The sequence below is a fragment of the Streptomyces sp. NPDC051104 genome (assembly GCF_040682835.1).
Taxonomy (GTDB): Bacteria; Actinomycetota; Actinomycetes; order Streptomycetales; family Streptomycetaceae; genus Streptomyces; species Streptomyces cynarae.
In genome coordinates, this window is record NZ_JBFBBS010000047.1 from 1 (window position 1) to 25676 (window position 25676).

At 70.8% G+C, this 25676-nt stretch carries 29 protein-coding genes and 5 pseudogenes; 14 read left to right on the top strand and 20 right to left on the bottom strand.

Annotated elements, in window-relative coordinates:
* Nucleotides 1-324: 324 nt before the first annotated feature.
* Nucleotides 325-474 carry a hypothetical protein gene (locus AB0N14_RS34675; protein WP_366029675.1) on the bottom strand — a complete coding sequence of 50 codons (150 nt, stop codon included), beginning with the start codon at nt 472-474 and terminating at the stop codon, nt 325-327.
* Between the two features lie 132 nt (nt 475-606).
* On the opposite strand from AB0N14_RS34675, the gene AB0N14_RS34680 reads away from it, so the two are divergent.
* Nucleotides 607-1293 (top strand): lytic transglycosylase domain-containing protein, encoded by a 687-nt coding sequence (locus AB0N14_RS34680; protein WP_366029676.1) that lies wholly within the window; start codon nt 607-609, stop codon nt 1291-1293.
* Between the two features lie 123 nt (nt 1294-1416).
* Entirely contained in the window at nt 1417-1650 is a 234-nt protein-coding gene (locus AB0N14_RS34685) for a sigma factor-like helix-turn-helix DNA-binding protein (RefSeq protein WP_366029677.1), read from the top strand.
* An 80-nt stretch (nt 1651-1730) separates the two neighbouring features.
* On the opposite strand, the gene AB0N14_RS34690 is transcribed toward AB0N14_RS34685, so the two are convergent.
* From AB0N14_RS34690 to AB0N14_RS34705, 4 genes and pseudogenes are all read right to left on the bottom strand, one after another.
* Nucleotides 1731-1991 (bottom strand): alpha-L-fucosidase C-terminal domain-containing protein, encoded by a 261-nt coding sequence (locus AB0N14_RS34690; protein WP_366029710.1) that lies wholly within the window; start codon nt 1989-1991, stop codon nt 1731-1733.
* Between the two features lie 42 nt (nt 1992-2033).
* Nucleotides 2034-2240 (bottom strand): annotated as a pseudogene (locus tag AB0N14_RS34695) (alpha-L-fucosidase); the annotation flags it as partial.
* 142 nt (nt 2241-2382) lie between these two features.
* Nucleotides 2383-2931 carry a carbonic anhydrase gene (locus tag AB0N14_RS34700; RefSeq protein ID WP_366029678.1) on the bottom strand — a complete coding sequence of 183 codons (549 nt, stop codon included), beginning with the start codon at nt 2929-2931 and terminating at the stop codon, nt 2383-2385.
* Nucleotides 2932-3804: 873 nt separating this feature from the next.
* Nucleotides 3805-4194 carry a VOC family protein gene (locus AB0N14_RS34705; RefSeq protein ID WP_366029679.1) on the bottom strand — a complete coding sequence of 130 codons (390 nt, stop codon included), beginning with the start codon at nt 4192-4194 and terminating at the stop codon, nt 3805-3807.
* 78 nt (nt 4195-4272) lie between these two features.
* Between AB0N14_RS34705 and AB0N14_RS34710 the strand changes: the two genes are divergently transcribed.
* Complete coding sequence (locus tag AB0N14_RS34710) at nt 4273-5061, top strand: TetR/AcrR family transcriptional regulator (protein ID WP_366029680.1); 789 nt, start codon at nt 4273-4275, stop codon at nt 5059-5061.
* Between the two features lie 102 nt (nt 5062-5163).
* Nucleotides 5164-5340 (top strand): annotated as a pseudogene (locus AB0N14_RS34715) (RNA polymerase subunit sigma-24); the annotation flags it as partial.
* A 56-nt stretch (nt 5341-5396) separates the two neighbouring features.
* Here AB0N14_RS34715 and AB0N14_RS34720 read toward each other — a convergent pair.
* The 9 genes and pseudogenes from AB0N14_RS34720 to AB0N14_RS34760 all read right to left on the bottom strand — a co-directional run bounded on the left by AB0N14_RS34720 (nt 5397) and on the right by AB0N14_RS34760 (nt 13578).
* On the bottom strand, nt 5397-5951 hold the full coding sequence (locus AB0N14_RS34720) for an XRE family transcriptional regulator (protein WP_366029681.1): 555 nt from the start codon (nt 5949-5951) through the stop codon (nt 5397-5399).
* Between the two features lie 15 nt (nt 5952-5966).
* Nucleotides 5967-8258 carry a helix-turn-helix domain-containing protein gene (locus AB0N14_RS34725; protein ID WP_366029682.1) on the bottom strand — a complete coding sequence of 764 codons (2292 nt, stop codon included), beginning with the start codon at nt 8256-8258 and terminating at the stop codon, nt 5967-5969.
* A gap of 228 nt (nt 8259-8486) precedes the next feature.
* Complete coding sequence (locus AB0N14_RS34730) at nt 8487-9320, bottom strand: class I SAM-dependent methyltransferase (protein ID WP_366029683.1); 834 nt, start codon at nt 9318-9320, stop codon at nt 8487-8489.
* Between the two features lie 141 nt (nt 9321-9461).
* Nucleotides 9462-10568, bottom strand: coding sequence for a PP2C family protein-serine/threonine phosphatase (locus tag AB0N14_RS34735; RefSeq protein WP_366029684.1), 1107 nt, complete (start codon nt 10566-10568; stop codon nt 9462-9464).
* A 243-nt stretch (nt 10569-10811) separates the two neighbouring features.
* Nucleotides 10812-11492, bottom strand: a pseudogene (locus AB0N14_RS34740) (type 1 glutamine amidotransferase domain-containing protein); the annotation flags it as partial.
* Between the two features lie 145 nt (nt 11493-11637).
* Nucleotides 11638-12117, bottom strand: a complete 480-nt coding sequence (locus tag AB0N14_RS34745) for a hypothetical protein (RefSeq protein WP_366029685.1) — start codon at nt 12115-12117, stop codon at nt 11638-11640.
* Between the two features lie 101 nt (nt 12118-12218).
* Nucleotides 12219-12635 carry a PfkB family carbohydrate kinase gene (locus AB0N14_RS34750; RefSeq protein WP_366029686.1) on the bottom strand — a complete coding sequence of 139 codons (417 nt, stop codon included), beginning with the start codon at nt 12633-12635 and terminating at the stop codon, nt 12219-12221.
* A 159-nt stretch (nt 12636-12794) separates the two neighbouring features.
* Nucleotides 12795-13124 carry a PfkB family carbohydrate kinase gene (locus AB0N14_RS34755; RefSeq protein WP_366029687.1) on the bottom strand — a complete coding sequence of 110 codons (330 nt, stop codon included), beginning with the start codon at nt 13122-13124 and terminating at the stop codon, nt 12795-12797.
* A 118-nt stretch (nt 13125-13242) separates the two neighbouring features.
* Complete coding sequence (locus tag AB0N14_RS34760) at nt 13243-13578, bottom strand: hypothetical protein (protein ID WP_366029688.1); 336 nt, start codon at nt 13576-13578, stop codon at nt 13243-13245.
* 56 nt (nt 13579-13634) lie between these two features.
* Here AB0N14_RS34760 and AB0N14_RS34765 point away from each other — a divergent pair.
* The 4 genes and pseudogenes from AB0N14_RS34765 to AB0N14_RS34780 all read left to right on the top strand — a co-directional run.
* A pseudogene (locus AB0N14_RS34765) lies at nt 13635-13868 on the top strand (LacI family transcriptional regulator); the annotation flags it as partial.
* A gap of 95 nt (nt 13869-13963) precedes the next feature.
* A pseudogene (locus AB0N14_RS34770) lies at nt 13964-14020 on the top strand (hypothetical protein); the annotation flags it as partial.
* Between the two features lie 5 nt (nt 14021-14025).
* The gene (locus AB0N14_RS34775) at nt 14026-14232 is read left to right on the top strand and encodes a hypothetical protein (protein ID WP_366029714.1); all 207 of its coding nucleotides are present in this window, start codon (nt 14026-14028) and stop codon (nt 14230-14232) included.
* 139 nt (nt 14233-14371) lie between these two features.
* Nucleotides 14372-14740: a hypothetical protein gene (locus AB0N14_RS34780; protein ID WP_366029715.1), complete on the top strand. Its 369-nt coding sequence runs from the start codon at nt 14372-14374 to the stop codon at nt 14738-14740.
* Nucleotides 14741-14913: 173 nt separating this feature from the next.
* Here AB0N14_RS34780 and AB0N14_RS34785 read toward each other — a convergent pair whose 3' ends face one another.
* Nucleotides 14914-15741, bottom strand: a complete 828-nt coding sequence (locus tag AB0N14_RS34785) for an alpha/beta hydrolase (protein WP_366029689.1) — start codon at nt 15739-15741, stop codon at nt 14914-14916.
* A 113-nt stretch (nt 15742-15854) separates the two neighbouring features.
* Between AB0N14_RS34785 and AB0N14_RS34790 the strand changes: the two genes are divergently transcribed.
* The gene (locus AB0N14_RS34790) at nt 15855-16694 is read left to right on the top strand and encodes a class I SAM-dependent methyltransferase (protein WP_366029690.1); all 840 of its coding nucleotides are present in this window, start codon (nt 15855-15857) and stop codon (nt 16692-16694) included.
* A 207-nt stretch (nt 16695-16901) separates the two neighbouring features.
* Here AB0N14_RS34790 and AB0N14_RS34795 read toward each other — a convergent pair whose 3' ends face one another.
* Together AB0N14_RS34795 and AB0N14_RS34800 are read right to left on the bottom strand one after the other, a co-directional pair.
* Nucleotides 16902-17516 carry a sigma-70 family RNA polymerase sigma factor gene (locus AB0N14_RS34795; protein ID WP_366029691.1) on the bottom strand — a complete coding sequence of 205 codons (615 nt, stop codon included), beginning with the start codon at nt 17514-17516 and terminating at the stop codon, nt 16902-16904.
* 209 nt (nt 17517-17725) lie between these two features.
* Nucleotides 17726-18421 (bottom strand): hypothetical protein, encoded by a 696-nt coding sequence (locus AB0N14_RS34800; RefSeq protein ID WP_366029692.1) that lies wholly within the window; start codon nt 18419-18421, stop codon nt 17726-17728.
* A gap of 345 nt (nt 18422-18766) precedes the next feature.
* On the opposite strand from AB0N14_RS34800, the gene AB0N14_RS34805 reads away from it, so the two are divergent.
* The 3 genes from AB0N14_RS34805 to gap all read left to right on the top strand — a co-directional run bounded on the left by AB0N14_RS34805 (nt 18767) and on the right by gap (nt 21227).
* On the top strand, nt 18767-18982 hold the full coding sequence (locus AB0N14_RS34805) for a hypothetical protein (protein WP_200422927.1): 216 nt from the start codon (nt 18767-18769) through the stop codon (nt 18980-18982).
* 187 nt (nt 18983-19169) lie between these two features.
* A complete protein-coding gene (locus AB0N14_RS34810) occupies nt 19170-20126 on the top strand; it encodes a helix-turn-helix domain-containing protein (RefSeq protein WP_366029693.1) in 957 nt (318 codons plus the stop codon).
* Between the two features lie 102 nt (nt 20127-20228).
* Nucleotides 20229-21227, top strand: coding sequence for a type I glyceraldehyde-3-phosphate dehydrogenase (gap, locus tag AB0N14_RS34815; RefSeq protein WP_366029694.1), 999 nt, complete (start codon nt 20229-20231; stop codon nt 21225-21227).
* A gap of 153 nt (nt 21228-21380) precedes the next feature.
* Here gap and AB0N14_RS34820 read toward each other — a convergent pair whose 3' ends face one another.
* Both AB0N14_RS34820 and AB0N14_RS34825 read right to left on the bottom strand, forming a co-directional pair.
* Nucleotides 21381-22202: an RNA polymerase sigma factor SigF gene (locus AB0N14_RS34820; RefSeq protein WP_366029711.1), complete on the bottom strand. Its 822-nt coding sequence runs from the start codon at nt 22200-22202 to the stop codon at nt 21381-21383.
* 329 nt (nt 22203-22531) lie between these two features.
* Entirely contained in the window at nt 22532-22783 is a 252-nt protein-coding gene (locus tag AB0N14_RS34825; RefSeq protein ID WP_366029696.1) for a WhiB family transcriptional regulator, read from the bottom strand.
* 113 nt (nt 22784-22896) lie between these two features.
* On the opposite strand from AB0N14_RS34825, the gene AB0N14_RS34830 reads away from it, so the two are divergent.
* Nucleotides 22897-23139, top strand: coding sequence for a hypothetical protein (locus AB0N14_RS34830; RefSeq protein ID WP_366029697.1), 243 nt, complete (start codon nt 22897-22899; stop codon nt 23137-23139).
* A gap of 35 nt (nt 23140-23174) precedes the next feature.
* On the opposite strand, the gene AB0N14_RS34835 is transcribed toward AB0N14_RS34830, so the two are convergent.
* The gene (locus tag AB0N14_RS34835) at nt 23175-24158 is read right to left on the bottom strand and encodes a helix-turn-helix domain-containing protein (protein ID WP_366029698.1); all 984 of its coding nucleotides are present in this window, start codon (nt 24156-24158) and stop codon (nt 23175-23177) included.
* Nucleotides 24159-24221: 63 nt separating this feature from the next.
* Between AB0N14_RS34835 and AB0N14_RS34840 the strand changes: the two genes are divergently transcribed.
* A complete protein-coding gene (locus AB0N14_RS34840; protein WP_366029699.1) occupies nt 24222-25544 on the top strand; it encodes an MFS transporter in 1323 nt (440 codons plus the stop codon).
* Nucleotides 25545-25676 lie beyond the last annotated feature (132 nt).

The following is a 25676-nucleotide window of genomic DNA, read 5'->3' on the forward strand; positions in this document are numbered from 1 at the left end:
ATCTTGAGCCTCAGCAACTCGAAACCCTAAGCAGGGAACGGCGTGTTTTATGCATCAGGGCTGGTCAGGTACCCACACATCAAGCAGAAGAGCCATTTTTTTTCCGGCCGGCCGGTGAACCCGTCCCGGTTCCCCTCCCGTTCCTCCAGGGAGGAACTCCTGCGGTTGTGGTGTTCATCGGCCGGCCGTCGCAGGACCGGGGCGGTCGTCCTCGCACTCTTCCCCGATGTGGGGCGGTCGCTCCACCCACGGCAGCCGACCGGACACGCCCGCGTCGGACACCGGGCTCGCCGGGGGGTGCGGGCCGGGAGCGGGTGTGCGGGCTCAGGACTTCGAGGCCAGGAAGCCGAGCCGGGCCGTGGCGGCGTACTCCGAGTACCGCGTGTAGCGCAGACGGCCGTTCAGGCCCACGTCGTCCCAACGGACCTGCTCATCGGCGGCACATGAGTGGCAATGGGCGGCAAATGTGACCAACTCCGCCTTCTCCCCTCACGATTGCGCCCACCCGCCCCGGCACGGCAGAGTGTTCCAACTGCCGGAACCGGCAAGGGAGATACCCTCACACCGTCACGTCGTGACGTCGCGGACGTACCGGAAGGGAAGCGCGTGAGTCGGATATCGGTCCGGGGAGTCGCGGTGGCCTCGGCCACGGCGGTCACCGCTGTCGGAAGCGTTGTCGGAGTCGCCTCGGCCGACACCCAGCAGTCGAACGGCGCCGAGGCGGCGTCGGCCGACACCACGCTCCTCGCGGACATACCCGCGGGCCAGCAGGCGCAGGTGCAGTCCGCGTCGCTGACGCAGCAGGCCGAAGCCCAGGCCGTCGCCGCGGACTCGAGCGGAAAGAAGGACGCCGAGGAGGCGGCCCGCAAGGTGGCCGCCCAGACCGCGGTCGCGAAGAAGGCGGCGGCCGAGAAGGCGGCCAAGGAGCGCGCCGAGGCGAAGGCCGCGGCCAGCAACGTCGGCGCGGGCGGCTCCTCCAGCTTCCCGGTCCAGAGCAGCTACACGGTTGCGCAGATCCAGGCGATGGCGAGTCAAATGGTCGCCGCGGACCAGTTCCAGTGCTTCAGCCACATCGTGGACCACGAGTCCGGCTGGAACTACCACGCGGTCAACGCCTCCTCCGGTGCCTACGGTCTCTTCCAGGCCCTGCCCGCCGGCAAGTACGCCTCGGCCGGCGCCGACTGGCAGACCAACCCGGCCACCCAGATCAAGTGGGGCCTCAACTACATGAACACCAGCTACGGCAGCCCCTGCAAGGCCTGGTCGTTCTGGCAGGCCAACCACTGGTACTGAGATCCTTCGGACCCGGATCGGCGACCGCCGCTCAAGCCCGCACATGTCCCGCCCGCGAGGACACACTTCGAGTCGGCTGCGTAGGGTCGATAGAAACTTGTGTCGGGGCCCGAGGGACGAAGTATGAACGGAATGCCGCAGGACGCCGGTCCGGTTCAGGACGCGGGCCGCGCAGGCGGGCGATGTGTCGGCGCCGGCCCTGCTGCTGGAGCGGCACCGGCCCGGGGTGCGCGCGGTGGCGGTGAGACCACCTCCTACCAGCAGATAGCCGAAGCCTGCGCGGTCCCCGTCGATACCGTGCGCAGCAGGCTGAACCAGGCACGCACCGCTCTGGCACAGGCCCACGGCCCCCAGTGAACCGGTGCACCTCCGAAATCCGCGCAGGGCCGCGCGAGTCCGCTCCGCCCCACCGCGGAAACCGCCCGTTCCCGCGAGGCTCAGTCGCGCCACTCCACCTTGAACACCCACACGTACCGGCCCGCCCTGCGAGCCGCCGCCGGTACGTCCACGACCAGGGCGCCGTTGCGGAGGGTCCAGCTGAGGGGCCGGTCATGGCCGAGCATGGTCACTTCGTCGCCGCTGCGGACCGGCACGGGGGCTTCGACGGTGAGCGTGGGGCCGGGCTCGGCGAGCGAGTGGATGTAGAACGCCTCGCCCGGGCGGACGGTGAACCTGAGGTCCTCGCCCAGCTGGGCCATCCGCGACCAGTACGTCGTGTCGTAGATCGCCTCGCCGTTGGTGCGCAGCCAGCGGCCGGTCTCGCGCAGACGGGTCTGCATGATCTCCGGGATGGTGCCGTCGGCGCGGGGGCCGATGTCGAGGAGGAAGTTGCCGTTCTTGGAGACGATGTCGACGAGACTGTGCACAACCTCCTCGGCGGTCACGTAGGCGTCGTCGGGCGTGGCCCGGTTGTAGCCGTAGCTGAAGGGGTCGAGGCCGCGGCTGGACTCCCATGTGGCGACGACCGTGTTGTCATAGGGCTGTCAATGGCGGGCAGAAGAAAAGGAGTTCAGCTATTGATCGGATGACTCTGGAGTGCTGGAGGCCGACCACCGCCTGGAAATGCCCGTCCGTCTTCTCCGCGCCGGCTCAGGAAGGCGCTCCGGTCAGGACTTGTACCTTGCCGGTGTCGAGTGAGTAGTAGGCGCCGACGACCGACAGGGAGCCCTTGCGCACCAATGGGGCGAGGTCCTGGTTGGAGCGAAGGGCGGTAGCGGTCAACTTGACCTGGGCTCGCGCCATCGTCTCGACCGGGTCGGCACCGCCCTCCCTCGCTGCCTGCTCGTACGCCGGCCGCAGAGCTTTGACGATCGCCTGGAGGTTCCCGGGCAGAGGTTTGCCGTCACGCATGGACTGGTACGCCGCTTTGACGGCGCCGCAGCGTTGATGACCGAGGACGACGATGAGCGGGGTGCCACTCGTCATGGGTCCGTACTCGACAGAACCGGTGACCACGGGGTCGACCGCCTGCCCGCCCGTGCGCATGACGTAGAGGTCACCCAGCCCGGTGTCGAAGAGAAGTTCAGGCGGCACCCGGGAGTCGATGCACGACAGAACCGCCCCGAAGGGCTCCTGTTCCTGAGCCACGAACTGACGCCGGTCCGGATCCCGGTCGGGATGCTGAAGGTTTCCGCTCACCCAGCGTGCGTTGCCGTCCATCAGTCTCGCGAACGCGGCGGCGGGCGTGGTCGGCCGCGCTCCGGGCGAAGCGCTGCTCCCCGACGTGCCGGCGCTCGTCGACGAACACCCCGCAAGCGCGACCGTGGCGCCCGCGAGTGAGCCGGTGAGCAGAGCTCTACGGTTCGGACGCCCTGCTGTGCCCATCGGTCGTTCCCCTCTGTGCCGCTGGAACCCGTGCCTGCCCCTGCAGACCAGGCTGATTGTTCAGCGTGGTGGGGGTGGCCTGGCGACAGGCACGCGTGGGCGCGGGCTGCTTTGCCCCCGACGGCCCACGGGTGAGACCGGCGATGACCGGCTCCCGGTCACGGTCGAATTCGGCGGCGAGGGTGTGGTGCGGGGACTGGAGGTCGTCCTTCGAACGGAACCAACACCGCAGCAGCGCGTGGGGGTGCCGGCGAAGGCCGCCTCGCCGCCTTGGCCGGCAGGAAGGCCACCTACGCGGCGGAGGGCCGACGTATTGTCGTCGGAGAGGTCGGCAAGGCCCTCGGGTCAGCGTCGGCCAAGCCCGCTTCCGAATGATCCACTGCCTCCCGCACCGCTGACGCCGGCAGACGCCCGCATACGTGGCGGCTGCTGGTGGTGGGCGCCTGAGCGGCGCCCGATGAGGACACCAGGCACTTGGCCCCCGCGTGGCCCGCCGTCCCGGGACCGGCGGGCCGGCGCTTCGGAAGGCGCCGTCGCGGGGTAACCGGAACATACGCCTCCGCTCGCCGAAACGGAAGACCTCTCGGGCACTCGCTCATGCGTTCGAGCATGAGAAACCGTGCCGCCGAGCGACGCGGGAGGGCCGGCGGGCGGCCTTCGGCCGCGAGGGCAAGTCACCCAGCCGTCTCAGTGGCCGGCGGTGGCGTTCCAGTCGACCAACTGGACGATCACGCCGTTGGGGTCCCGTACCTGGAAAGCGCGCTCGCCCCACTCTTCCTCGGTCAGCGGCATGGTGACCTTGACACCTTCGCCCTGCAGGCGCGCCAGCTCGCCCTCGAGGTCGTCGACGACGAAGGCGAGGATGAGTCCGGCGGCGTGCTCGTCGCGCTGGTCTGCCGGGAGGGTCCGAAGCCCCCGCCGCAGGAAGACGACGTTCACGCCGAGGTCGTCGCGCGTGAGGGACGCAAAGCCGTCGGCAGCCATCTCCTCACGGAAGCCGAAGTGCGTGCGGAGGAAGGCGCTGGAGGCCTGAACATCGTCGACGTTGAGTGACACGGCACTGGAAGTGACCTTCACGGGGCTCCTCGGATGTCGGATCTCTATACGGCGTACAATGTACATTGTACAGAGATCGGGTGCGAGAAGATTGGACTCGTGCCTACCGACCGAACCAGCGCCGGCGATCCGGCCCGTACCCTGCAAATGCTGTGGCGTGAGGCCGCCCCCGATCGCGGCCGCGGGCCACGGCGCGGGCTGAGCATCGACGCGGTGGTCGAGGCGGCCACCGCCATCGCCGACGCCGAAGGCCTGGAGGCGGTGACCATGCGCCGCGTCGCCCAGGAACTCGGCGTGGTGCCGATGACGCTCTACACCTACGTCCCCGGCAAGGCCGAGCTGCTCGACCTCATGCTCGACGCCGCCTACGCCCGCATGCCCCGCACGGACACAGCAGGACAGCCCTGGCGCCAACGCGTCACCGCCATCGCCGACGAGAACAAGGCACTCTTCGAACGCCACCCCTGGGCCGCGGCCGTCTCCACCTCCAGGCCCCCGCTGGGACCGGGACTGATGCGGAAGTACGAGCACGAGCTGTCCGCATTCGAAGGCCTCGGCCTGACCGACATCCACATGGACGACTGCCTCACCTACCTGCTCACCTTCGTCCAGGCATGCGCCCGAGCCACTGCCGACGCCCGGGCCGCCCAGCACGACAGTGCCATGAACGACGAACAGTGGTGGCAGGTCAACGCCCCGCTCCTGGCCCGGGTCCTCGACCCGGACACCTACCCCACCGCCGTCCGCGTCGGCACGGCGGCAGGCACAGCACACGGCAGCGCCTACGACCCCGACCACGCCTACGCCTTCGGGCTGCGACGCACCCTCGACGCCTTCGCCGCCCTCATCGACCAGAGCCGCAATACGAACGCACCCACCTCGACGTAAAGGCGTCAAGCCGGTGCCGGGTCAGTGCGCCACGCCCTGGAGGGGCAGCGGGGAGACGCAGGTCACATCCGTCCATGTCACAGGGAGTCCGGCTACCCCACGATATTTCGCGACCGCGACGGCAGGATCCTGCACCCCTTGGTCCTCGAGGTGCTCGGCGGGCAGATTCAGGCCATCCGCGTGGTGATCAATCCCGACGAGCTCGGCCATCTCGGACCGGTCGCCGACGCCTGGGCCATCGACCGGGAGGTGAAGCAGGCCCGTAGGCAGTCCACCTGACCCCGACGGTGGTGCGGGGCTCAGGCGCCGGCAGGGCGTGCGTCGTCGGGGTGCGCCTACAGGTCGAACTCCACGTGGTCCACGTCGGTGAACTGCACCTCCAGGCCCTGGGCGCGGCGGCCGCGGTCACGGAAGTAGATCTCGCCCAAGCCCTCGGCCGCGATGTCGCGCAACTGCTGCTCGGTGGCCCCCTGTTCCTGGGCATCGAAGAGACGGGCCGCGAACTCGGGGGGCAGCGCCACGGTCAGGTGACGCTGCCGCGGGTCGTCGGTAGTGCCCGGGGCGGCGGTGTACCCGAAGCGGGCGCGGGTGTCGATGACGATGCCGGTCCTGCTGGCCGCCTGCTTCTTGGCCCGGGCGCGGACCTGCGGCTGCCAGCGTCTGCGGACTTCGCGCTCGAGCCGCTCGGCGAGCTCCGGTCTGGGCTTTCTGAGCTGGTCCCTGACATAGCGTTCGACGGTGCGCTGGGTGATGCCGACCAGCTCGGCCACCGGCCTGGTGCCCTTGAGCTGCTTGACGAGGTACCGCATCTGGGCACCGGCGCTCTTGGGGATCGGGCGGGTGAACGCCTTCTGCAGGACCTCTTCGAGACCGTCCCCGACCGTGTCCATCGGTCAGCCCCCTTCTCACTCTCCGCCGTCGGTGGCGGTGATGTGGCCGTCCTTGATGTACCGGGCGAGGTTGAGGTCCTGGCCGTGCCTCTCGCGCACCTCTTCGGCCCACAGGGTGGTCTGGGTGCCCTCGTGCTTGACCATCCCCGGCAGGACGCCGAGCCGGAAACTGCCGGGAACGGTCTTGCCGCCCTGGTGGGGCAGGACGTCCAGTGGGCTCGGTCCGTCGGCGGCGTAGACGGCGCAGTCCGACAGGATCGCCACAGGGTACCGTCCGGTGGCCGCGGCGAGGGCGAGCATCTTTCGGTGCATGTTGACACGGGCCCGGGAGATGACGGCGGCGCGGATGTCGGGCCGCCATGTCGGCCGGGACAGTGCCGGCCACGGCCGGCCGGGGCGCCATCCGCCGCCGCGCGGGCGCTCCCTCAGTTTGCCGATGCCGCCCTTGACGGTCGCCTTGATCGCGGACAGGACGACTGCCATCTCCGCATCGCGCTGCTTGTAGCCGTCCATCGCCGCCAGGAACTCCTCCGGCGTCAGCCCCTCCGGCACGCCGAGGTCGGCCATGGTGGCCACGTATGCGTCGCGGAGCCGCTTGTACCAGCTGTCCAGGTAGCGGCCGCTCGTGGGCCGGACGTACGCCTCGAGGGGCGCGACGTCGTAGCCCAACTCGACCGCATAGGCCACGGTCGGCGTCGCGTACCAGGCCGGTCCCTGGGGCTGGTCGCCCTTGGGGGTGAACGGGCTGGGGAGCAGGTCCCCGTCGAGGTGCTTCCACTCCCCGGCGACCAGCACCTGGGACAGGTCGACATGGGAGAGGTCGACCAGCCAGGAGCCGGGCAGCTTCGGGTCGAAGGTCGGGTGCTTGACGTGGACCGGCTCGCAGGCGAGGCCGACGACCGCTCCGTTGGCGGCCGCACCGAAGGCGAGGTTGACGTCGATGCCCACCACGTAGCGCTTCAGGCACTCGTCATCCGTGAGCGGCCGGGCCCAGTCGTACGCCTCCTCCAGCAGCATCTCGGCCGGGCCCCGCTGGTGGAACCGCGGCAGGTCGGCGAGGAGGGGGTGCCCGTCCGGCGCCTCGCACGGCGCGCAGTCCACCGGACGGCTGCCCAGCGAACCGGGATTGTGCTCACTGTGGCGGCGGCCGTCGGCGGCCGGCTCGCTCGCCCTCGTGGGCGGGTGCAGAGCGGTCATCAGCTCAAGGCCCGTCACCGCGGTGGAGCCACGTGGGGTCATCACCCGCTGCGCGTACGTGCCCAGGAGCCGGGCGAGCTCCACCGGCGGAAGCTGCGCCGCGCCGTCCCAGTGACGCGTGTCCAGGGCGTCCCAGGAAGGGATGCACAGCTGCACGCACTGGCGCCTGCTGCCCTCGGCCGGGCGGTAGATCCGCGCCCACGGCCCGAACCCCCGCTTGGTCAACTGCCAGTCGGACCGCTGCAGTTGCTTGACGACCTTGTGGGAGTCGGGGATCCGCCCGGCGAGGCGTTCCTCCTGGGCGAGCCGGCCCGGCAGCCCGTAGCGCTCGCAGGCGGACGCGGTGAGCACGAGCAGCGGGTCCGCGTCCTTCCCCGAGCCGTTCAGGCGCGGGGCGCCGAGCCTGGCTTCGGTCAGGGTCCACTCGACCAGGGAGGCGAGGGACTTGGCGGGCACGTCCAGGACAAGGCCGCCGACGCAGTATGCGAGGACCTGGCCGTCCCGGTCGGCGTCGACGACGGCGAGCGGCCCGTTCTCGAACCGCGGATCGACCTCGGTCGATGTGGGCCCGGTCGCAGCGGCCTTCTGTGGGGCGGCCTTCTGCGGGGCGGACTTCTGCGGGGCGGCCTTCTGCGCGCCCGGCCGCGTCATGGACGGCCTTGTGGTGGCCGCCGGACGGGATTCCGCTACGGGGTTGGGAGGCAGCGCGGGGTTCTTGGAGGCCGTCTTGGCCGCAGCATCCGGCGCCGGACTGGTGGACGGAGTCCGTTCCTCTGCGGGTACGGCTCCCGAGGGCGCAGGCACGGTCGCGGACGTCCCGTCGACCGGCATGGCGGCTGCCGTGTCGGGGTCACCGGAGGAGGCGGAGTGGGCGGGGTAGAGCTCCGCGAGCTTCTTCAGCAGGTGCGCGTAGGCCTCGCGCTCGGGCGGCCTCGGTTCTGTCTTCCCGTTCTCCCAGCCGCTCACCGTAGCGCGCCGCACTTTCAACGCGCCGGCGACCTGGTCCAGCGTCAGCCCGTGGGCCTGGCGCAGACGTTTGCGTTCCGCCGGCGGCGGCAGCGGCGACGCGGATGCGATCAACGCCTCGACCGCCTCGAACAACTCCGACATGGAAGACCTCCGGCCCCTACCCTAGCTCAGGTAAAGGTACGGATTGCGTACGATCGGCGCACATTTCGCGCACGCACGGCTGGCAATGATCTCTCGCAGGTGGTCGTCGTGCGCCGTGGTGCCGGCGACCGGCGGCAGTCCGCGCGTCTTGCGCCGCGCTCCCCCACCACGGTGACCGTTCCGCTCGCCCGACCGCCCACGGCCGGGCCTCCGCCGGGCTCCGGCCCCTCAGGTATGCGTCCCCGCGGGAGCTGGCTTGCGGGCCAGTTCGTAGGCGAAGCCGACCCTTTCGGTGAGGCCGGCGCCGGCCGTGTAGCGGCTGAGTTCGGCAGTGAGGTCGGCGTCGAACTCAGCGGCGTGGTCCGCGAGTACGGCAGGCGGCAGGAACGACGTCGACCGGATGTGCCCGGCGAGCTCATCCATCGTCCAGTGGTGCTCGGCGGAGAACTCGTGTCGCCCGGCGGGCTCGAACCCGGCACGGGACAGTACGTCGCGGTCAGGATCCTGCTGCCGTGCTCTGTCCCAGCCGGGCGGAACGCGGCCGGCCGCACCGAGCGCGTCACGCCATCTGAGCAGCAAGTCGTCGAGCGCGCGCTGCCAGTCTCCCGGGCCAACCCACGGGGAGGTCGACCAGCACAGGGCGACACAGCTGCCCGGCTCGAGCCAGCCGTAGGACTGCTCCGCGACCAGGGCCCGGTGCAGCCGGTGGAAGGCGTTGCCGACGACGATCAGCTCGAAGCTGCCCGGCTCCGCCCGCAGCTCCTCGGCGATTGTGGTGACGGCGTGGACATGGGACGCCCCGGCGGCGATCGCTTTGGCGCGGACCACCTCGGTCATGTCGGGTTCCGCGTCCACGGCCCATACTTCCGCGAACCAGCCACGCAGCGGGAACGCGAGCTGGCCCGTGCCGGATGCAAGGTCGAGCAGGCGTCCGCTCCCTGACGGGGCTGTCCGGCGGACAAGGTCGCTGATCATCGCGTCCGGGTAGGGCAGCCGGAACCGGTCGTAGTACGCCGCGGTGCCCCGGTACAAGCCGGGCTCGAACCTCACCTCGCCGGTCATACGGGCACCATGGCATGAATTCGAGTCGGGGTGGGGCGGAATCCGCGCGGGACGCGGAACGGCCGGGCGGCTGCAGGGGACAGCCGCCCGTCCGCGCCCCGCGTCGAGCGCAGACGGCGACGCGTGAAGTGCCCTCTTCGGTCAGTTGTGCCCGTCCGTGGAGGGCGTGATGACTTCCCCTCCGTGTTCGACTCCTTGCGCGAGCCGTTCGACCAGGAGCATCGCCGCGTCGTCCGCCAGGCGGCCCCCGGCGTGGCGGATCAATCCTTGGTGCAGCTGCTCGAGGAACTCCGAGGGAGTGCACGGGTGCACCGCTTCCATGGCCTCATGCAGGGGGAAGAAGACCCCGTCAGGGCTGCGTGCCTCGATCACGCCGTCGGTGTGCAGAAGCAGACGGTCACCGGGCTCGAACGGATAGTTCTCCGCCTTGGCCGGCGTGACGGTGAGGAAGTCCTCCAGGCCCAGGGGCGGCAGTGGCGAGCTGGGCATCAGGGCCTCGACCTTGCCCTTGCGCAGCACGAGCGGCGGCGGATGCCCACGATTGACCACCTGGACCGTGCAGTTGTCGCACACCTGGGCAACGACGGCGGTGACGAAGTCCTCGGCCCGCTCTTCCTCACAGCCTTGATCGATCGCGTTTCTCCCGGTGCTCTGCCGTTCCAGTGCGGCCGCGCAGTGGTTCATCACCTCGACCAGTTCGGCGTCATAGTGCGCGGCCTCCCGGAAGGCACCCAGCACCGCAGCGGCCAACCGCACGGCGGGCAGTCCCTTGCCACGGACGTCCCCCACGATCATCCGGACCCCGTACCGGGTGTGCACAGCCTCGTACAGGTCTCCGCCGATCTGGGCCCCCGTCTCCGCCGCGCGGTACATGCTGGCCATCCGCAGCGGACCCAGCCGGGCGGGCACGGGCGGCAGGACCACCCGTTGCGCTGCCATGGCGACGCGGCGTACCTGGTCCAGCTCGCTCTGCCTGCGCATGCGCATGGTGTTGCTCATGACGATGCTGGCCACTGACACCACGAAGAGGGACAGGAGGTTGCTGTAGGCCTGTCCGCCCCAGTTCTCGTGGAGGATCGCCGTGATCACGGTGACGGCAAGAGCTCCGGCCGCTGCCGAGAGGGTGCCTTTCGGCCCCATCGTGAGCGACGCCAGGGCCGGCATCGCGGCGAGGATGGGACCGGTGGCCACGGCGTGTGCGGGCGAGAGCTCGATACCCAGCGCGAGCACGATGATCACGAACGGCACACACTGCGCGAGTCTGAGGAGGACCCCGCTGTGCCCGCCCGCTCCTGGAGGATCGGATGAGCCGAACAGCGACCGCATGGCTACAGCCTGCCTCGCTGAAGTCCCGTGCTCCACTCAGCGCCCTTGTCTCGGCCGGGCCGGTCGATCGTCGCCCGGCTTGTCGGTGTCGGCTCCTGGTCGGCCCGGGGCACGAAGAGGGCGGTGCAAGGACCTTCCGGGGCGTGTGACGCCTACGTCAGGGCCTTTCAGCAGCCGTTCCGCGAGGACCGCGGCCGATGCGGGGTTCTGCCCTGTGTACAGGTTGCGGTCCACCACCGTGTACGGCTTCCGGATCTCGCCGCGGGTGAAATCGACGCCCAACTCCTTGAGCTCGTCCTCCAGCAGCCACCGGGCCCTGGGGCCCAGTCCGACGGCGTTCTCCTCGTCGTTGGTGAAGGCCGTGACCTGGTAGCCGGCGAAGGGCGAAACACCGTGCACCCTGGTGGCCAGCATCGCGGCCGGCGCATGGCAGACGACGGCGAGCGGTTTGCCGGAGGCGAGCGCGGCGGTCAGCAGCCGGCCCGCGTCGGCGTCGGCCCACAGGTCCTCCATCGGACCGTGGCCGCCGGGGAAGTAGACGGCGTCGTAGTCCTCCAGGCGGGCGTCCGACAGCTGGATCGGCCGTCGCATCTCCTCCGCGGAGCGGATGATGCCCTCCAGTTCGAGGGCGGTCTCCGCACTGCCTGCCATCTCCGGGCGCAGGCTCATCATGTCCACGTTCGGGACGACGCCGTGGGGAGTGGCCACTACGACCTGGTGGCCGGCTTCCGTGAGCGCCTTGTAAGGGGCCGCGAACTCCTCGGCCCAGTAACCGGTGGCATGTCTGGAGCCGTCCTTCAGCGTCCAGTACGTCGCATCGGTCATCACGAACAGTAGCTTCGCCATTACGGAAACGCCTCCTCATCCTCGCCCGACGCGGCGGGAGGTCGTGCACCCCGTCACGTTATGCCGGTGTCCGATCAGGCGCATGCGGGCGGCTGCCGGCAACGCCCGCCGGACATCCGTGCCGCCGAAGCCCTCGGCTGTCGGATCAGGCGCCGGGCGCAGGGCAGGTGGGCTTCGACGATCCGTCGGGTGTCAGCCCTTCGCCAAGTGCGGCGATCGCGGCAGGTCCGTGGCCGGCGGCGAGTAGTGGGGTGCGCACGTCGAGGTCGAGGTCGGGGAGGTAGCCGAGCAGGACGTCGACCGGTCCCTCGATCCGCACTCGGCCGAGCGCGGCCGGCAGCAACAGGCTCTCGGCCCGGGCCAGTCGCTCGCGTCCGCCGGGGGTGGCCACGGTGACGGGCGGCCCCGCGTTGCTGAGGACGGGAGTGGTGCCCACCACCCCGGCGTTGACCGCGCCCGCGGCGACGATCATGCCTGGCCGCGGCCCCCACAGGGCGGTTGCGGCGGCCAGCACCGCACCGGCCCCGAGGGCGTAGCGCAGCCCTGCCCATGGCAGCGCCTGCGGCCAGTTCATGTCCCTGGCCCGCCCCAGTACCTCGGCGAGCCGCCACCGGCTTCCCGTCACCGCCGCCATCCTCCGGGTCAGAAGTCCGCCCCTTCCCCAGGACGTGTGGCTTTCCCGACCGGATGTATGCAAAGCCGCCCCTCGCGGCGTGGCGCCTTTCGTCAGTCCGTCACGTGCTCGCCGATGTCCCGGAGGCCGGCCGTCGATGCCCCCGTCGGCCGGCCGCATCCGAAGGCGGCCTCCACGAAGCACTGGCGGTACGCGGCTTCTGCCCCGTGGCTCAGTGCGCGCTCCAGCGCCGGGCCGGATACCGGAACCCTGCGGGACCAGCCGCCGCGGAGCAGGGACACGGCGAACCCGGTGAGGAACGCGTCCCCGCAGCCCATGGTGTCGGACATGGACAGCGGGTCCGCGGTCCGGGCCGGTACCGCGGCCGTGGTCCGCCCGTCGTACGCCATCGCCCCCTCAAGACCGCGGGTGGCCAGCGCCATTCCCGCCCCGCGGCCCACGGCATCGGAGAGCAGCTCACGCGTGGCGGTCTCGTCCAGATGGGAGCACGACAGCCGTGCCAGATCCACATGGGGGCAGATCCGGTCGAGGTAGGCAGGGGTTCGGTACTCCTTCGTCGGAGAGGTCGAAATTGATCAGCGAGCCGGCCGCGGCGAGCTTGGGCAGTTCGCTCTCGGTGCGGGAGTAGACGCTGGAGTGCACCAGCGTGAACGAGGCAGCGTAGGCCATCAGGCGGGCGTCCAGCGTGAGCGGTTCGCGAGCGCTGACGCCGCCCCCGTTGTAGCCGAGGAACTCCCGTCGCCGTCCCGCACGCACAGGGTGGAGACAGACGTCTCGCCGTGGCGCACCACGCTGTGCTCCACGGCCACGCCCTGGGCCGCCACCGCCGTACGGACGAACGTTCCGAGGTCGTCGTCGCCGAACACCCCCAGATAGGCGGCGTCCAGGCCCAGGCGGCGGGCGAAGACGGCGACGTTGACGCAGTTGCCGCCGGGGTAGTCGATGCCGCGGTCCACGAAGCGGTCGACGGTGTTGTCGCCGAAACCGAGGACGTTCATCAAGGTCTCCCGAGACGGCGGGCGCGGCGTGCGGGACGCGGCGCCCGCCCTGGGCGTGCCGGTGCCGGGACACCGGCACGCGAGAGGCGGATGGACGATGCGGAAGCGGGCCGGCGGATCAGTAGTCCATGACGCGGTAGAAGCGGCGCAGGTCGAGGGAGTGGCCACGCACTCGCTCCAGGTGCTTGCTGACCCTGTCCATCACGGTGTCCAGCACCAGCGGCGCGAGCAGCCCCCGGAACTCGGGGCTGATGCCCTCCAGGGCGTAGTCGCGGGCGTCGAAGACGGTGACGTCCTTGGACACCCGCCGGGCGAACGCCTCGGCCCGGTCGGTGAGCGGCCGGGTCTCGTGCTCCCCCTGGAAGACGATCACGCTGGTGTTCTCCTCCAGCAGTTCCAGGGACCCGTGGAAGAACTCCGCGCTGTGCACGCGCGTGGTGCGCAGCCACTGCATCTCCTCGAGGATGCCTGGACCGAGCGCTGAGCGGCGCCGCGCTGGACACGGTCGTCGTGGACAACCGGGGCGCCGCCAAGGCGGCGGTGGCCCGGTTCACCGACGCGGGGCACACGCGCATCGCGGTCGTCTCGTCGGCCTCACCCGCCGACGACTCCGCGCGCCTGGCGCCGGGTGCCGACATCTGGACCACCACCGAGCGGCTCACCGGCTACCGTCAGGCACTGCATGCCGCCGGTATCCCGCGCGAGGGGGAGCTGATCCGGCACACCGGCTACGACCGGGCCTGGGCACGCTCCGCCGTACTCGAGCTCATGACCTGTGAGGACCGGCCCACCGCGCTGTTCACCACCGACAACGTGGCCACGCCGGCACCCTGGACGCCTTGCTCGACCTGGACGCCCGCATCCCCGACGACGTCTCCGTCATCGGCTTCGACGACGCGGAATGGGCCACGCTGATCCGGCCCCGGCTCAGCGTGGTGAGCCAGCCGGTGCAGAACTGGGCGGCCTGGCGGCGGACATCCTGGTCCGCCGTATCAACGGCGCCTCGCCCCGCCCCCGGCGCCACACCCTCCGCACCGCCTACATCGACCGCGAGTCGACCGGCCCGGTCCCCGCCCCCGTACGGCGGCTGCGGGCACCGCAGAGCTGAGGCGGGCGCCGTACCCCGTCGGCTCGGAGCCCCCGCGAAGCAGGTACGTCCCGCTGAGATCGATCCGACCGGGATGTCGTGTGCCTCCGAACACGACTCGGCTGCGCCCAATCCGCCGGCGCGGCCCAGGATGGCGTCGTTGCGCGCGCCGGCCGTCCTGTTCGCGCTGATGATCGTCGGCACGGTCGGTGCCTACGGCATCGCCTACCCGCTGCACTCCATCGCGCTGACCTCCGTCTTCCTGCCGGTCCTCGGCCTCGGCGGAGCGAGCTTCGCGGTGTTCACCATCTGGCTGCCCGAGCAGTACCCCACGCGGATGCGCGCCACCGCCTTCGCCCTCACCACCACCTTCTCGCGCTGGGTGGCCGCGGCCGGCACCTTCCTCATCGGCTACGGCATCCACGCCACCGGCTCCCTCACCCTCCCGCTCAGCCTCACCGCCGTCGTCTTCGCCGTCGGCATGCTCCGGCTCGCCCGCGAGACCCGCGACCAGGCGCTCCCCGCCTGACGACCGGCTCGGCGAAATCAGCCGACAGCGCGTCCAGGGCCGGTTCGCTCACCCCGGGCCGGCCTTGGGCGTCGTCGCCACAGACGTCGAACCGGGTTTGCCTTCGACGAGTTCGGGTCCGACCCAGGGCCGAGGCGGCATGACACCCGTGAGCCACACATCCGGGTCCGGCACTAACGCTCGAGGAACGGGCCCAGTACCGAGACGAGTTCGGCCGGCGCGTCCAGCGCGATGAGGTGGGCGGCGGTGGGGAACTCGACCAAGGTGGCATCGGGGATCTCAGCGGCGTACCGGCGGGCGATGTCCTGGAAGTCGGCGACATCGAGCTTGCCGATCCCGACCAGTGTGGGGACGGAGATGACGGCGATGTCACCGGTTGCGCCCCCCTGGGAGTGCTCTCCCACGATCTCTTGGTTCACCAGCGACGTTCGTATCGGGTCCCGGAGTCGGTCGGCCAGTCCGACAGCGACGTCCTCCCACTGCCGAGCCGGCCCGCGCAGCCACATATCCAGGTTGATACGGACGGCGGCGTCCAGGTCGCCCGAAGCCAGCGCCGCCGTTTCCGCCTCGTCGTAGGTGACCATTTCCGAAGACCAGTGGTACCCCCGCCATGGCGGGGCGAGCACTGCCAGGGAGTGTACTCGGCCGGGGTGGGTGAGGGCGAAGTCCAGGGCCACGCGACCGCCCCAAGAGGCGCCGACGAGCCGGACACGTTCGTGGTCGAGGTGGTCCAGGAGACGGCGCAGATCGTCAGTCTCGCTGAACGGGCCGGTCGGGGGTGCGGACTCACCGAAGCCACGCAGGTCGTAGCGGATGACGGTGTGCCGTTCTGCCAGGTCGGGTGCGATGGCGTCCCACATACGGTGGTCTGCGACGCCGGCGTGCACGAGTACGACAGGAGGCCCGTCGCCGTCGCCGTCGACGACGTAGGGCAGCTGACCGAGATCATCGGTAAGAGTGAGCATCCGCAGATGCTCGCAGTACGACAGGACACGTGCCACCCGATAAGGGAAGCCTCCGCTCTCGCTGCCATGCCGTCCGACTCGGCTCAAGGTCGGAGCCACAACCCTTGAGCCCGGCGAACCACTTCGGTCGCAGCACTAGCCTGCTCCGCATGCCCGACAACACCACGCACGCGCGACGCGACGACAGGCCCGAGGACTCCCGGCGGGCGCGCCTGAGCCGGACCTTCGACGAGGACGCGGAGTTGTACGACCGGGCCAGGCCCGGATATCCGCCGGAGCTGTTCGACGACCTCGCGGAACTCGCGGGTGCCCGGCCCGGCAGCCGCGTCCTGGAGGTGGGCTGCGGCACCGGCCAGGCGACGGTGCCTCTGGCCGAACGGGGCTGCCGGATCACGGCCGTCGAGGCGGGACCGCACATGGCCGCGGTCGCCCGCCGCAACCTGGCCGGGGCCCCGGCGGTGGAGGTGGTGACGGCGGACTTCGAGAGCTGGCCGCTGCCCGAGGAGCCGTTCGACGCGGTCGTCTCGGCGACGGCGTTCCACTGGATCGACCCGGCGGTGCGGATGGCCAAGGCCGCCGACGCCCTGCGTCCGGGCGGGGCGCTCGCCGTGGTGCGCAGCCAGCATGTGAGGGGCGGCACCGAGGAGTTCTTCGTCGAGGTCCAGCGCTGCTACGAGCGCTTCGACCCGGACACGTCACCCGGGCTGCGGCCTCCCGCGGCCGCGGACATCGACGGCACGGACCATGCGGAGGAGGTCGCGCGAAGCTGCCGGTTCGGCCCCACGGTCTTCCGCCGCTACGAGCGGGATCTCACGTACACCACGTCGGACTATCTGGAGCTGCTGCGGACGTACTCCGGCCACCGGGCTCTTCCGGAAGCCGCCAGGACCGGGCTGCTGGAGTGCGTCGCGGGCCTGATCGACGGGCGGTACGGCGGCCGGGTGACCAAGCGTTACCTCATCGAGTCGGGGGTGTCGCACAGGCGGTGACGCCGGCCGGCGCCGCGGTACGCCGCGGTGCCGGCAGGTCGGCTTCGTCACCCGTACGCGGTGCGGGTGCCGGTCGTCAGGCGCTGCTGCCCGTTCCCGTTGTGCTTGGCGTGTCCGCCTTACACGACCACTGTCCGGAGAAAGGGTTCCCGTGGGCGCGGTGCCTGCCAGACGGTTCCGGCGGGCACCGCACACCCTTCCGCCGGTTCAGGCCGCTACAGCGGCGGGCTCGTCCGTGTCGGACAGCCGGTCCATGAGCGTGGCCCGGGCCCGCGCCACCCGTGAGCGAACCGTGCCCACCGGGCAGCGGCTCACCTCGGCGGCCTTCGCGTACGGCAGACCGAGCAGTTGGGTGAGGATGAACGCCTCCCGGCGCTCGTCCGTCAGTGAGGAGAGCAGGTCCAGCAGGACGATCCCGTCGTCGAAGCCGGGCAGGCCCTGCGGCTGGGCCAGTTCGACGGCAAGCTGCCAGTCCGCCGTATCGGACAGGCGCGGCCGGGCGGCGGCGTACCGATGACTGTCGATCACCGCACGGCGGGCGATGGACAGCAGCCACGCGCGGGCCGACGACCGCCCTTCGAAGCGGTGCAGACTACCGAGGGCGCGCAGGAACGTGTCCTGTGCCAGGTCGTCGACCGCCTGCGGATCGCCGCACAGGTGGGTGACGTAGCGCAGGACGTCGCGGTGCAGGGCGCGCACGAAGCGTTCTACGGCGTCCGTGTCGCCGCCCCGGGCGGCCAGGGCCCACGCAGTCGTCGACTCGTCGTCCGGTACCGCTGCATCACTTTCGTCCCGCGAGGTGGGCAGGGCAGGAGTAATCACCTGGAGTCCTTCTCGGGTCATCCGGGGTCCGGACCTCGGACACGCGAGAGCGCGGGCGGTCCGACGAGTTCCGGCGATTCCGGCGAGTGGGGAGACGGCCCTACGGTGCTCAGGCGCCAGGGTGCTTGGCGCTTTGGCGCTTTGGCGCCTGCGTGGGCGTACGGCCGTGACCCGAGGCGCGTACGGCGGCCTCGGGAAACCAACTGTCTTCAGACGACAGCCGTCCCCACAGGGGGGCCTCGATGGGTGATCGCGTGGACGAGAAGCAGGAGGCACGGCGCCCGGTGCGAGCGACGGCGACGCATCCGGGTGCGCGGGTGGTCCGGGGTGAGGGGCGGGGCGAGCAGCAGCCGCAACGGCGCGGCCAGCCGTCCGGCGACGGCCCGCAGGATGCGGAACGCGGCCTTCTCCCCGCACGCCAGCCACAGACCGCACAGCAGCGCGGCGAGCAGGTGGGCGGCCAGCATGCCCAAGGACGAGGTACCGCCCGAGGAGTGGCCCAGGTGAGCCATGGGGCTCATGCCCATGGACTCCATGCCCATGGAGTCCATGGGCATGGAGTCCATGTCCATGGGCCCCATGCCGTCCCCCGTGGAAGCCAGGGGACCCATGTCCAGGGAGGCCATACTTCCGAACGCCGGTCCCGCACCCGCCGACTGGGCGAGCGAGAACGCGGAGTGCAGCATGGCCTGGGCAGCGACCACGACAGCCACGATCAGGGGCAGCCCGCGCTCCCGGCCTGCCAGGCACCAGCCGACGGCGCCGGTCACGGCAGCACCCGCGGCCAGCGGCCACGCGGGGACGTGGCTGCCGGACATCGTGACGTGCCCAAGGGCGGCGAGCAGCACGCAGACGGCCGCGAACACCGCGGCCCGTGTCGCGCGAGAACACCACCCGACCGTCATGGCGCCTCATCCTCGCATCCGGACATGGTTCGTCAGGCGTGGGTACGGAAAACGCCCCGGCTCTCCACTCAAGCAGAAGCGCGTGATCCAGGACACAGCGCGGGCCGTGAACTGGCTTACGAGTCGGACGCGGACACCGTTCAGTTCCCGGCCCGCTCGACGGAATCGAGGCACCGGAGGGAGCACAAGAGCACGGCTGCGGTCTCCGCGCCCCCGCACGCACCTGGGGCGTGCGTCCCCGCCGTCCGTGCCGGGTATCCCCTGGACAATCCCCGCGCGACGGCCGGTCCCGGACACCCGGATACCGAGGCGCCGCAATCCCACACCCACGGAAGGTGGAGCAGCATGTCCGAGATCAACGGCCTGGAACCCGTGGCAACGTTCTGCGGGAACTGCAACTGCGGCTGTCCCCAACTGTTCGTCGACCCGAACGCCTCGGCCGACCGCCGGATCGTCCTGACCGACGACTTCGGCCAACGCGTCCAGATGAGCGCCGACCAGTTCTCCTCGCTCATCGACGACGCCAAGGCCGGCAAGCTGGACGGCATCGCCCTGCCCTGACCCACCACCGCTGCCGCGCACCGCAGTCGCCCGGCATCGCAACGGATCGCTTCGGGTCGGTTCCCCTGCGCAGGAGGAGCCGCCCGTCGCCGGCCTCCGCGAGTGGACCCGTCGGGTCCGACCACCTGTCCGGTCTGCTCGGCGGCCGGACACAGCCACAGCTCCGCGCCTGCGTACCCTGTTCCCCGTGTCCGCCTCCCGTCTGCGTCGCGTCGCCGTCCTGGTGCTCGAGGGTGCGAAACCGCTTGACGTCGGCATCCCCGCTCAGGTGTTCACGACCCGGGCGAGCATGCCGTACGAGGTGCGGGTGTGCGGTGCGGCACCAGGTCTGGTGACCGGCGGGGACGGCCTGTCGTACCACGTCGCGCACGGCCTCGACACGCCGGCGTGGGCCGACATCGTCTTCATCCCCGGTTACCGGTTCCCGGACCGCGACGACCCGCCGCAGGCCGTCGTCGACGCGTTGATCGCCGCCCACGCTCGGGGCACGCGGCTCGCCGCCATCTCGACGGGCGCCTTCGCGCTCGCCGCCACGGGCCTGCTCGACGGCAAGCGTGCCACGACCCACTGGCACTACACGCGGGCGTTCGCGGCGAAGCATCCGCTCGTCCAGGTCGACGAGAACGTCCTGTTCGTCGACGAGGGCAGTGTGCTGACGTCGGCCGGCGCCGCCTCGGGCATCGACCTGTGCCTGCACATTCTGCGCGGCGACCTCGGGGTGGCCGCCTCCAACCACGCGGCCCGGCGCCTGGTCGCCGCCCCCTACCGCAGCGGCGGTCAGGCGCAGTACGTACCGCGCAGCGTGCCCGAGCCGCTCGGCGAGCGGTTCGCCGCCACCCGGGAGTGGGCGCTGCACCGGCTCGACGAGCCCCTCACCCTCCACGTGCTCGCCCAGCATGCGGCGGTGTCGCCGCGCACGTTCTCGCGGCGCTTCGTCGAAGACACCGGGTACACGCCGATGCAGTGGGTCATGCGCGCCCGCATCGACCTGGCCCGCGAGCTGCTCGAGCGTTCGGAGCGGAGCGTCGAGCAGATCGCCGCCGAGGTCGGTCTCGGCACCGGGGCCAATCTGCGGCTGCACTTCCAGCGCATCCTCGGCACCACTCCGAGCGAATACCGGCGCACCTTCGCCCGGGGCGAGTAGCCCGCCGCGGGTGGCGCGATCCTTGCGAACCATGGCGATCGCGCCGCTGTCACGGGCGGCTGTCGCACCGGCAACCTGGTGGCGGACCGAAGGGACACATTCATGACTCGCATCGCCATCAACGGATTCGGCCGCATCGGACGCAATGTGCTGCGCGCACTGCTCGAACGCGACAGCGACCTCGAGGTCGTCGCCGTCAACGACCTCACGGAACCCGCCACGCTCGCGCGGCTGCTCGCCTACGACACGACGGCCGGCCGGCTCGGTCGCCCGGTGACCGTCGACGGGGACGCTCTCGTCGTCGACGGCCGTCGCCTCACGGTGCTCGCCGAGCGGGAACCGGCGCAGCTCCCGTGGGCGAAGCTGGGCGTCGACATCGTTCTCGAGGCGACCGGCCGCTTCACCTCGGCCAAGGCCGCCCGCGCCCACCTGGATGCGGGCGCGAAGAAGGTGCTCGTCAGTGCGCCGTCGGACGGCGCCGATGTGACCCTTGCGTTCGGGGTCAACACGGACGCCTACGACCCGGCCGTACACACGATCGTCTCGAACGCCTCGTGCACGACGAACGCGCTCGCACCGCTCGCCGCGGTGCTGGACGAACTCGCCGGCATCGAGCACGGCTTCATGACGACGGTGCACGCCTATACACAGGAACAGAACCTGCAGGACGGTCCGCACCGCGACGCCCGCCGCGCCCGCGCCGCGGCTGTCAACATCGTGCCGACCACGACGGGCGCCGCCAAGGCGATCGGCCTGGTACTGCCGAACCTCGACGGCAAGCTGTCCGGCGACTCGATCCGGGTGCCGGTCCCCGTCGGCTCGATCGTCGAACTCAACACGACCGTCGCCCGCGACGTGACGCGCGACGACGTGCTGGCGGCGTACCGCAGCGCGGCGGAGGGGCCGCTCGCCGGGATCCTCGAGTACTCGGAGGACCCGCTGGTGTCGTCCGACATCACGGGCAATCCCGCTTCGTCGATCTTCGACTCGGCCCTCACCCGCGTCGACGGCCGCCATGTCAAGGTGGTCGCCTGGTACGACAACGAGTGGGGCTTCTCCAACCGCGTGATCGACACACTCGAGCTCCTCGCCACCCGCTGACCGGAATCCCCGCGCTGAACCGTCCGGTCAGGTCGGGGGCGCGCCGCTGTCGATGCGCGTGAGGGCGCAGGTCCGGCGCCAGGCGGCCCCTGGACCGCCTGTGGGGCGTTCCAGGGGCCGCTCGTCAAGCGGGGATTCCGGAGTGCGCGTGTTTCAACTGGTGGTGAGCATCCCTTCGCGCAGCCGGGCGAGCGTGCGGGACAGCAGGCGGGAGACGTGCATCTGGGAGACGCCGAGGCGTTCGCCGATCTGCGCCTGCGTGAGTTCCTCGACGAACCGCAGGTGAATGATCTGCCGGTCCCGCTCGCCGAGTTCGGCGATCATGGGGGCCAACGCCTGGAAGTCCTCCACCAGTTCGAGCGCCTGGTCGTCGGCGCCGATGAAGTCCGCGAGCGCCGTCTCACCGTCCTCGCTGTTGCTGATGGCGGCGTCCAGCGAGGAGGAGTTGTAGCCGTTGGCCGCCAGACGAGCCTCGATGACCTCCTCCTCGGACAGGCACATCAGCTCCGACAGCTCCTTGACCGTCGGAGCGCGGCCCAGGCGGCTGCGGAGCTCCTCGGTGGCGCGTGCGAGCTGGACCCGGGCCTCCTGCAGGCGCCGTGGCACGTGCACCGCCCAGGAGGTGTCACGGAAGAACCGCTTGATCTCGCCCACGATGTACGGAATGGCGAAGGAGGTGAACTCCACCTCCCGCGAGAGTTCGAACCGGTCGATCGCCTTGATCAGGCCGATCATGCCGACCTGGACGATGTCCTCCATCTCCTCCGGCCCCCGGCTGCGGAACCGGGCCGCCGCGAAGCGGACTAGGGACATGTTCATCTCGATCAACGTGTTGCGCGCGTACTGGTACTCGGGCGTACCCTCCTCCAGCACTGCCAACTGGTCAAAAAACAGCTTCGACAACGCACGGGCGTCCTTGGGTGCGACCCCGGACGGGTCGGCGAGCTGCGGAAGTCCGGCTATGTGCGCGTCCATCTTCGCCGTGATCGCTGCCGTCACGTGTTTCCCTCCCGGATCCGAGCAGGCCTCCCTGCCTGCACAAGCTGACGAAGCCTCGTGTACCCCGGCATCCGCTGCACATGCCTGCGTTCGGCGCACGGCTTTCCACCGCGGCTCCCCACCGAGGCTTCCCCGTCGCGGGCGGCGGGACAGCCCGGTGGCCGGGACCGCGGGGCCGGATCTCGTGGGAGGGGGTGAAGACAGCGTGGGGCCGCTGCAAGGCCGCGGCCTCCACTGGCTGGGCGCACGACCCGGGGGTCGCCGCAAGCATCGCGCGTGCGGCGCACCCTGACGCGCCGCTCGGGCTACCCGGAGCGGCGCCGGGCTCCCGTGCGCCGCTTCAGCGCGCGGCGTTCGGTTTCGCTCGTACCGCCCCACACACCGATGGCCTGATCGGTCTCGAGCGCCCACTGCAGGCACTCCTCCTGCACGGGGCAGCGTCGGCAGACCGCCTTGGCCCGCTGAGTCTGCAGCAGTGCCGGACCCGTAGTGCCGATCGGGAAGAAGAGGTCGGGATCCTCGTGTCGGCACGCGGCGTGGTCTCGCCAGTTGTCCATGAAAAGTCACCTGCGATCGAAAGTCGTCCGTGCCCTTGGGAAACGTGCACTTCGTGTACGCGCTTCGGGTCACCTGCCGACGTACGGATGAAACCGGGCGAAAAGCCGTGCGTGTGCAGCTTCGCGGAATCCTCACAACTGCCCGCTCGGACGAGCCGACCGCTCCGCTGCGTCAGACGGGCCGCGCCCGCGGCGAGGCGGACCTGGTCAACCTCTGGGCGGGGCAGACATATCCCTTGGTGCGCGACCTGCCGGCCGCCGAACTGGTCCGCCGCATCGACACCGAGGCCAGAACCGCACTGCGGGCGGCGCTGTCCGCCGTGAACCGCCCCGGCCCCCCGACCGCACAACCGTAGGACTCAGCGGCGGCCCACATCCCGTGCGGGTGCCCTCACTCGACGCCCCGGAAGGTGTTGCGGTACGCGCGTGGCGACACACCGAGGGACTCGCGGAAGTGCTGCCGCATCGCGGTCCCCGTGCCGAACCCGGTCCTGGCCGCGACGCGGTCGACCGGCTCGTCGGTGCGCTCCAGAAGTCGACGCGCGTACTGCAACCGCTGCTGCGTGAGCCACTGCATCGGGGTGACGCCGGTCTCCTGCCGGAACTTCCGGGTCAGCGTGCGCACGCTCATCGCCGCCCGGCAAACCAGGTCCTCCAGGGTGAGCGGTTCGTCCAGGTGCCGCAGCGCGTACGCCCGCGCCGCGGCGGTCGAGGTGTCCCCCGGCTCAGGGACGGGCCGCTCGATGTACTGCGCCTGTCCGCCGTCGCGGTGCGGCGGTACCACCGTGCGCCGGGCGACGGCGTTGGCGATGTCCGCGCCGTGGTCGCCACGGATCATGTGCAGACACAGGTCTATTCCGGCGGCCACGCCGGCGGAGGTCAGTATGCCGCGGTCATCCGTGTAGAGCACGTGGGGATCGACGTCTATCTCCGGGTACAGCGCGGCCAGTTCGGCGCACGACTTCCAGTGCGTCGTCGCCCGCCGTCCCGCCAGCAGCCCCGCCGCCGCCAGCACGAACGACCCGGTGCAGATGGACGCCAGCCGCCCCGTCGCGGGCATGCGCTCCAGAGCCCCGCGCACGTCGTCGCTCAACCGCCCGCGGACCTGGGGCTCGTAGTCCTCCAGAGCGGCCGGCACGATCACGGTGCCGGCGTCCTCCAGCACCTCGGGCCCGCAGGGCACGTTGACGGTGAAGTCGGCGTCCGTGGGGATCTCGCCGGGCGACGGGGCACAGGTCACAACGGAGTACAGCGGCCGTCCCCGGTCGTCCTCGGCCGTCCCGAACAGACGGTGCACGATACCCAGTTCCATCGGCAACAGCCCCGGGCGCACCAGTACCACCATCCGGTGCGCCGTCCCACCTGTGACAGTCATGGCCGGATTCTTTCACTACCGGTCCATCTGGCCAGTGGTTTCGGGCCGCGGTCTCCACCAAGCATGGACGGCATGCGAGACACGAGCGGCAATCCCCGAACCCCCTTGGCCCACCGTGCCTGGTGGGTCGCCACCGTCACCGGAGCAGCCGTCGTCGTGGCCGGCGCGTTCTCCACCATGCCCGGCATCCTCCAGGAACCGCTGCACGACGAGTTCGCCTGGTCGCGCGGATCGATCGGCCTCGCCGCCTCGGTCAACATGGTCCTCTACGGACTCACGGCCCCCTATGCGGCGGCCCTGATGGACCGCTTCGGCGTCCGCCGGGTCGTCGTCGCCGCGCTCGGCGCCGTCGCCGCGGGCGCCCTGCTCACCACCGCGATGAACGCGGCTTGGCAGTTCACGCTCTGCTGGGGGTTCCTCGTCGGCCTGGGCACCGGTTCGCTGTCGATGACGCTGGGGACCACCGTGACGAACCGCTGGTTCGTCCGTCGCCGCGGCCTGGTCACCGGAGTCCTCTCGTCGGGCAGCGTCCTTGGGCAGATGGTCTTCCTTCCCGCCCTGTCATGGACCATCGAGCACCACGGCTGGCGCCCCGCCCTGGTAACCCTCGCCCTGGCGGCCCTCGCCGTCACTCCCCTGGTGTACCTGGTGGTGCGCAACCACCCCGCCGACCTCGGCCAACGCCCCTACGGCAGCCTGACGTCCGTGCCGCGGCCGGCTCCGGCGCCCGGCGCCGCGCGCCGCACCCTGACGGCTCTGCGCAGCGCCTCGCGGAGCATCCCCTTCTGGTTGCTCGCCGCAGCGTTCGCCATCTGCGGGGCGTCCACCAACGGCATCATGTGGACCCACTTCGCGCCGGCCGCCCATGACCACGGGATGCCGGTCACCACCGCCTCGACACTCCTGGCGTTCATCGGCGTCTTCAACGTGATGGGCACCATCGCCTCCGGCTGGCTCACCGACCGCAGCGACGCGCGCCGACTCCTCGCCGCCTGCTTCATCCTGCGCGGCCTGCTCCTGGTGAGCCTGCCGCTGATCATGACGGCCACGGCCGACCCGCCGATGATGGCCTTCGTCGTCCTCTTCGGCCTGCTCGATCTCGCGACGGTCCCCCCGGTCATCGCCCTGTGCCGCACCTTCTACGGCGACGACAGTGCCATCGTCTTCGGCTGGGTCAACGCCGCCCACCAGGTCGGCGCGGCGTCGGCCTCCATCCTCGGCGGGGCGGCCCGCGACGCGTTCGGCAGTTACGACCCCGTCTGGCTGAGCCTGATCGCCGCCTGCGCGGCCGCCGCGCTGCTGTCCCTGGTCATCCACGCGAGCACGCCGGAACGACCCGGGGTGCCGCAGGAACAGGCCCGTGCCGGCGCCGACGCCGACCCATGAGAAGACCGAACGCCGCAGCCGCAGACCGCCAGTCGCCATCGTGGCAGCGCACCGACAGCAGAAGCGCCGGGGTGTCGCTCGCCGGGTCAGGCGAAGCGGGCGATGACGGTCGTGGTCGGTCGCAGGTTCCGT

Bases quoted from the DNA above. Each gene is read 5' to 3' on its own strand.
- AB0N14_RS34685 (WP_366029677.1), top strand. From the start codon at position 1,417: ATGAACGGAATGCCGCAGGACGCCGGTCCGGTTCAGGACGCGGGCCGC.
- AB0N14_RS34690 (WP_366029710.1), bottom strand. From the start codon at position 1,991: ATGGCCCAGCTGGGCGAGGACCTCAGGTTCACCGTCCGCCCGGGCGAG.
- AB0N14_RS34720 (WP_366029681.1), bottom strand. From the start codon at position 5,951: ATGGACACGGTCGGGGACGGTCTCGAAGAGGTCCTGCAGAAGGCGTTC.
- AB0N14_RS34725 (WP_366029682.1), bottom strand. From the start codon at position 8,258: ATGTCGGAGTTGTTCGAGGCGGTCGAGGCGTTGATCGCATCCGCGTCG.
- AB0N14_RS34730 (WP_366029683.1), bottom strand. From the start codon at position 9,320: ATGACCGGCGAGGTGAGGTTCGAGCCCGGCTTGTACCGGGGCACCGCG.
- AB0N14_RS34755 (WP_366029687.1), bottom strand. From the start codon at position 13,124: ATGAACGTCCTCGGTTTCGGCGACAACACCGTCGACCGCTTCGTGGAC.
- AB0N14_RS34760 (WP_366029688.1), bottom strand. From the start codon at position 13,578: ATGCAGTGGCTGCGCACCACGCGCGTGCACAGCGCGGAGTTCTTCCAC.
- AB0N14_RS34775 (WP_366029714.1), top strand. From the start codon at position 14,026: ATGGGCCACGCTGATCCGGCCCCGGCTCAGCGTGGTGAGCCAGCCGGT.
- AB0N14_RS34790 (WP_366029690.1), top strand. From the start codon at position 15,855: ATGCCCGACAACACCACGCACGCGCGACGCGACGACAGGCCCGAGGAC.
- AB0N14_RS34800 (WP_366029692.1), bottom strand. From the start codon at position 18,421: ATGACGGTCGGGTGGTGTTCTCGCGCGACACGGGCCGCGGTGTTCGCG.
- AB0N14_RS34805 (WP_200422927.1), top strand. From the start codon at position 18,767: ATGTCCGAGATCAACGGCCTGGAACCCGTGGCAACGTTCTGCGGGAAC.
- gap (WP_366029694.1), top strand. From the start codon at position 20,229: ATGACTCGCATCGCCATCAACGGATTCGGCCGCATCGGACGCAATGTG.
- AB0N14_RS34820 (WP_366029711.1), bottom strand. From the start codon at position 22,202: ATGGACGCGCACATAGCCGGACTTCCGCAGCTCGCCGACCCGTCCGGG.
- AB0N14_RS34825 (WP_366029696.1), bottom strand. From the start codon at position 22,783: ATGGACAACTGGCGAGACCACGCCGCGTGCCGACACGAGGATCCCGAC.
- AB0N14_RS34835 (WP_366029698.1), bottom strand. From the start codon at position 24,158: ATGACTGTCACAGGTGGGACGGCGCACCGGATGGTGGTACTGGTGCGC.
- AB0N14_RS34840 (WP_366029699.1), top strand. From the start codon at position 24,222: ATGGACGGCATGCGAGACACGAGCGGCAATCCCCGAACCCCCTTGGCC.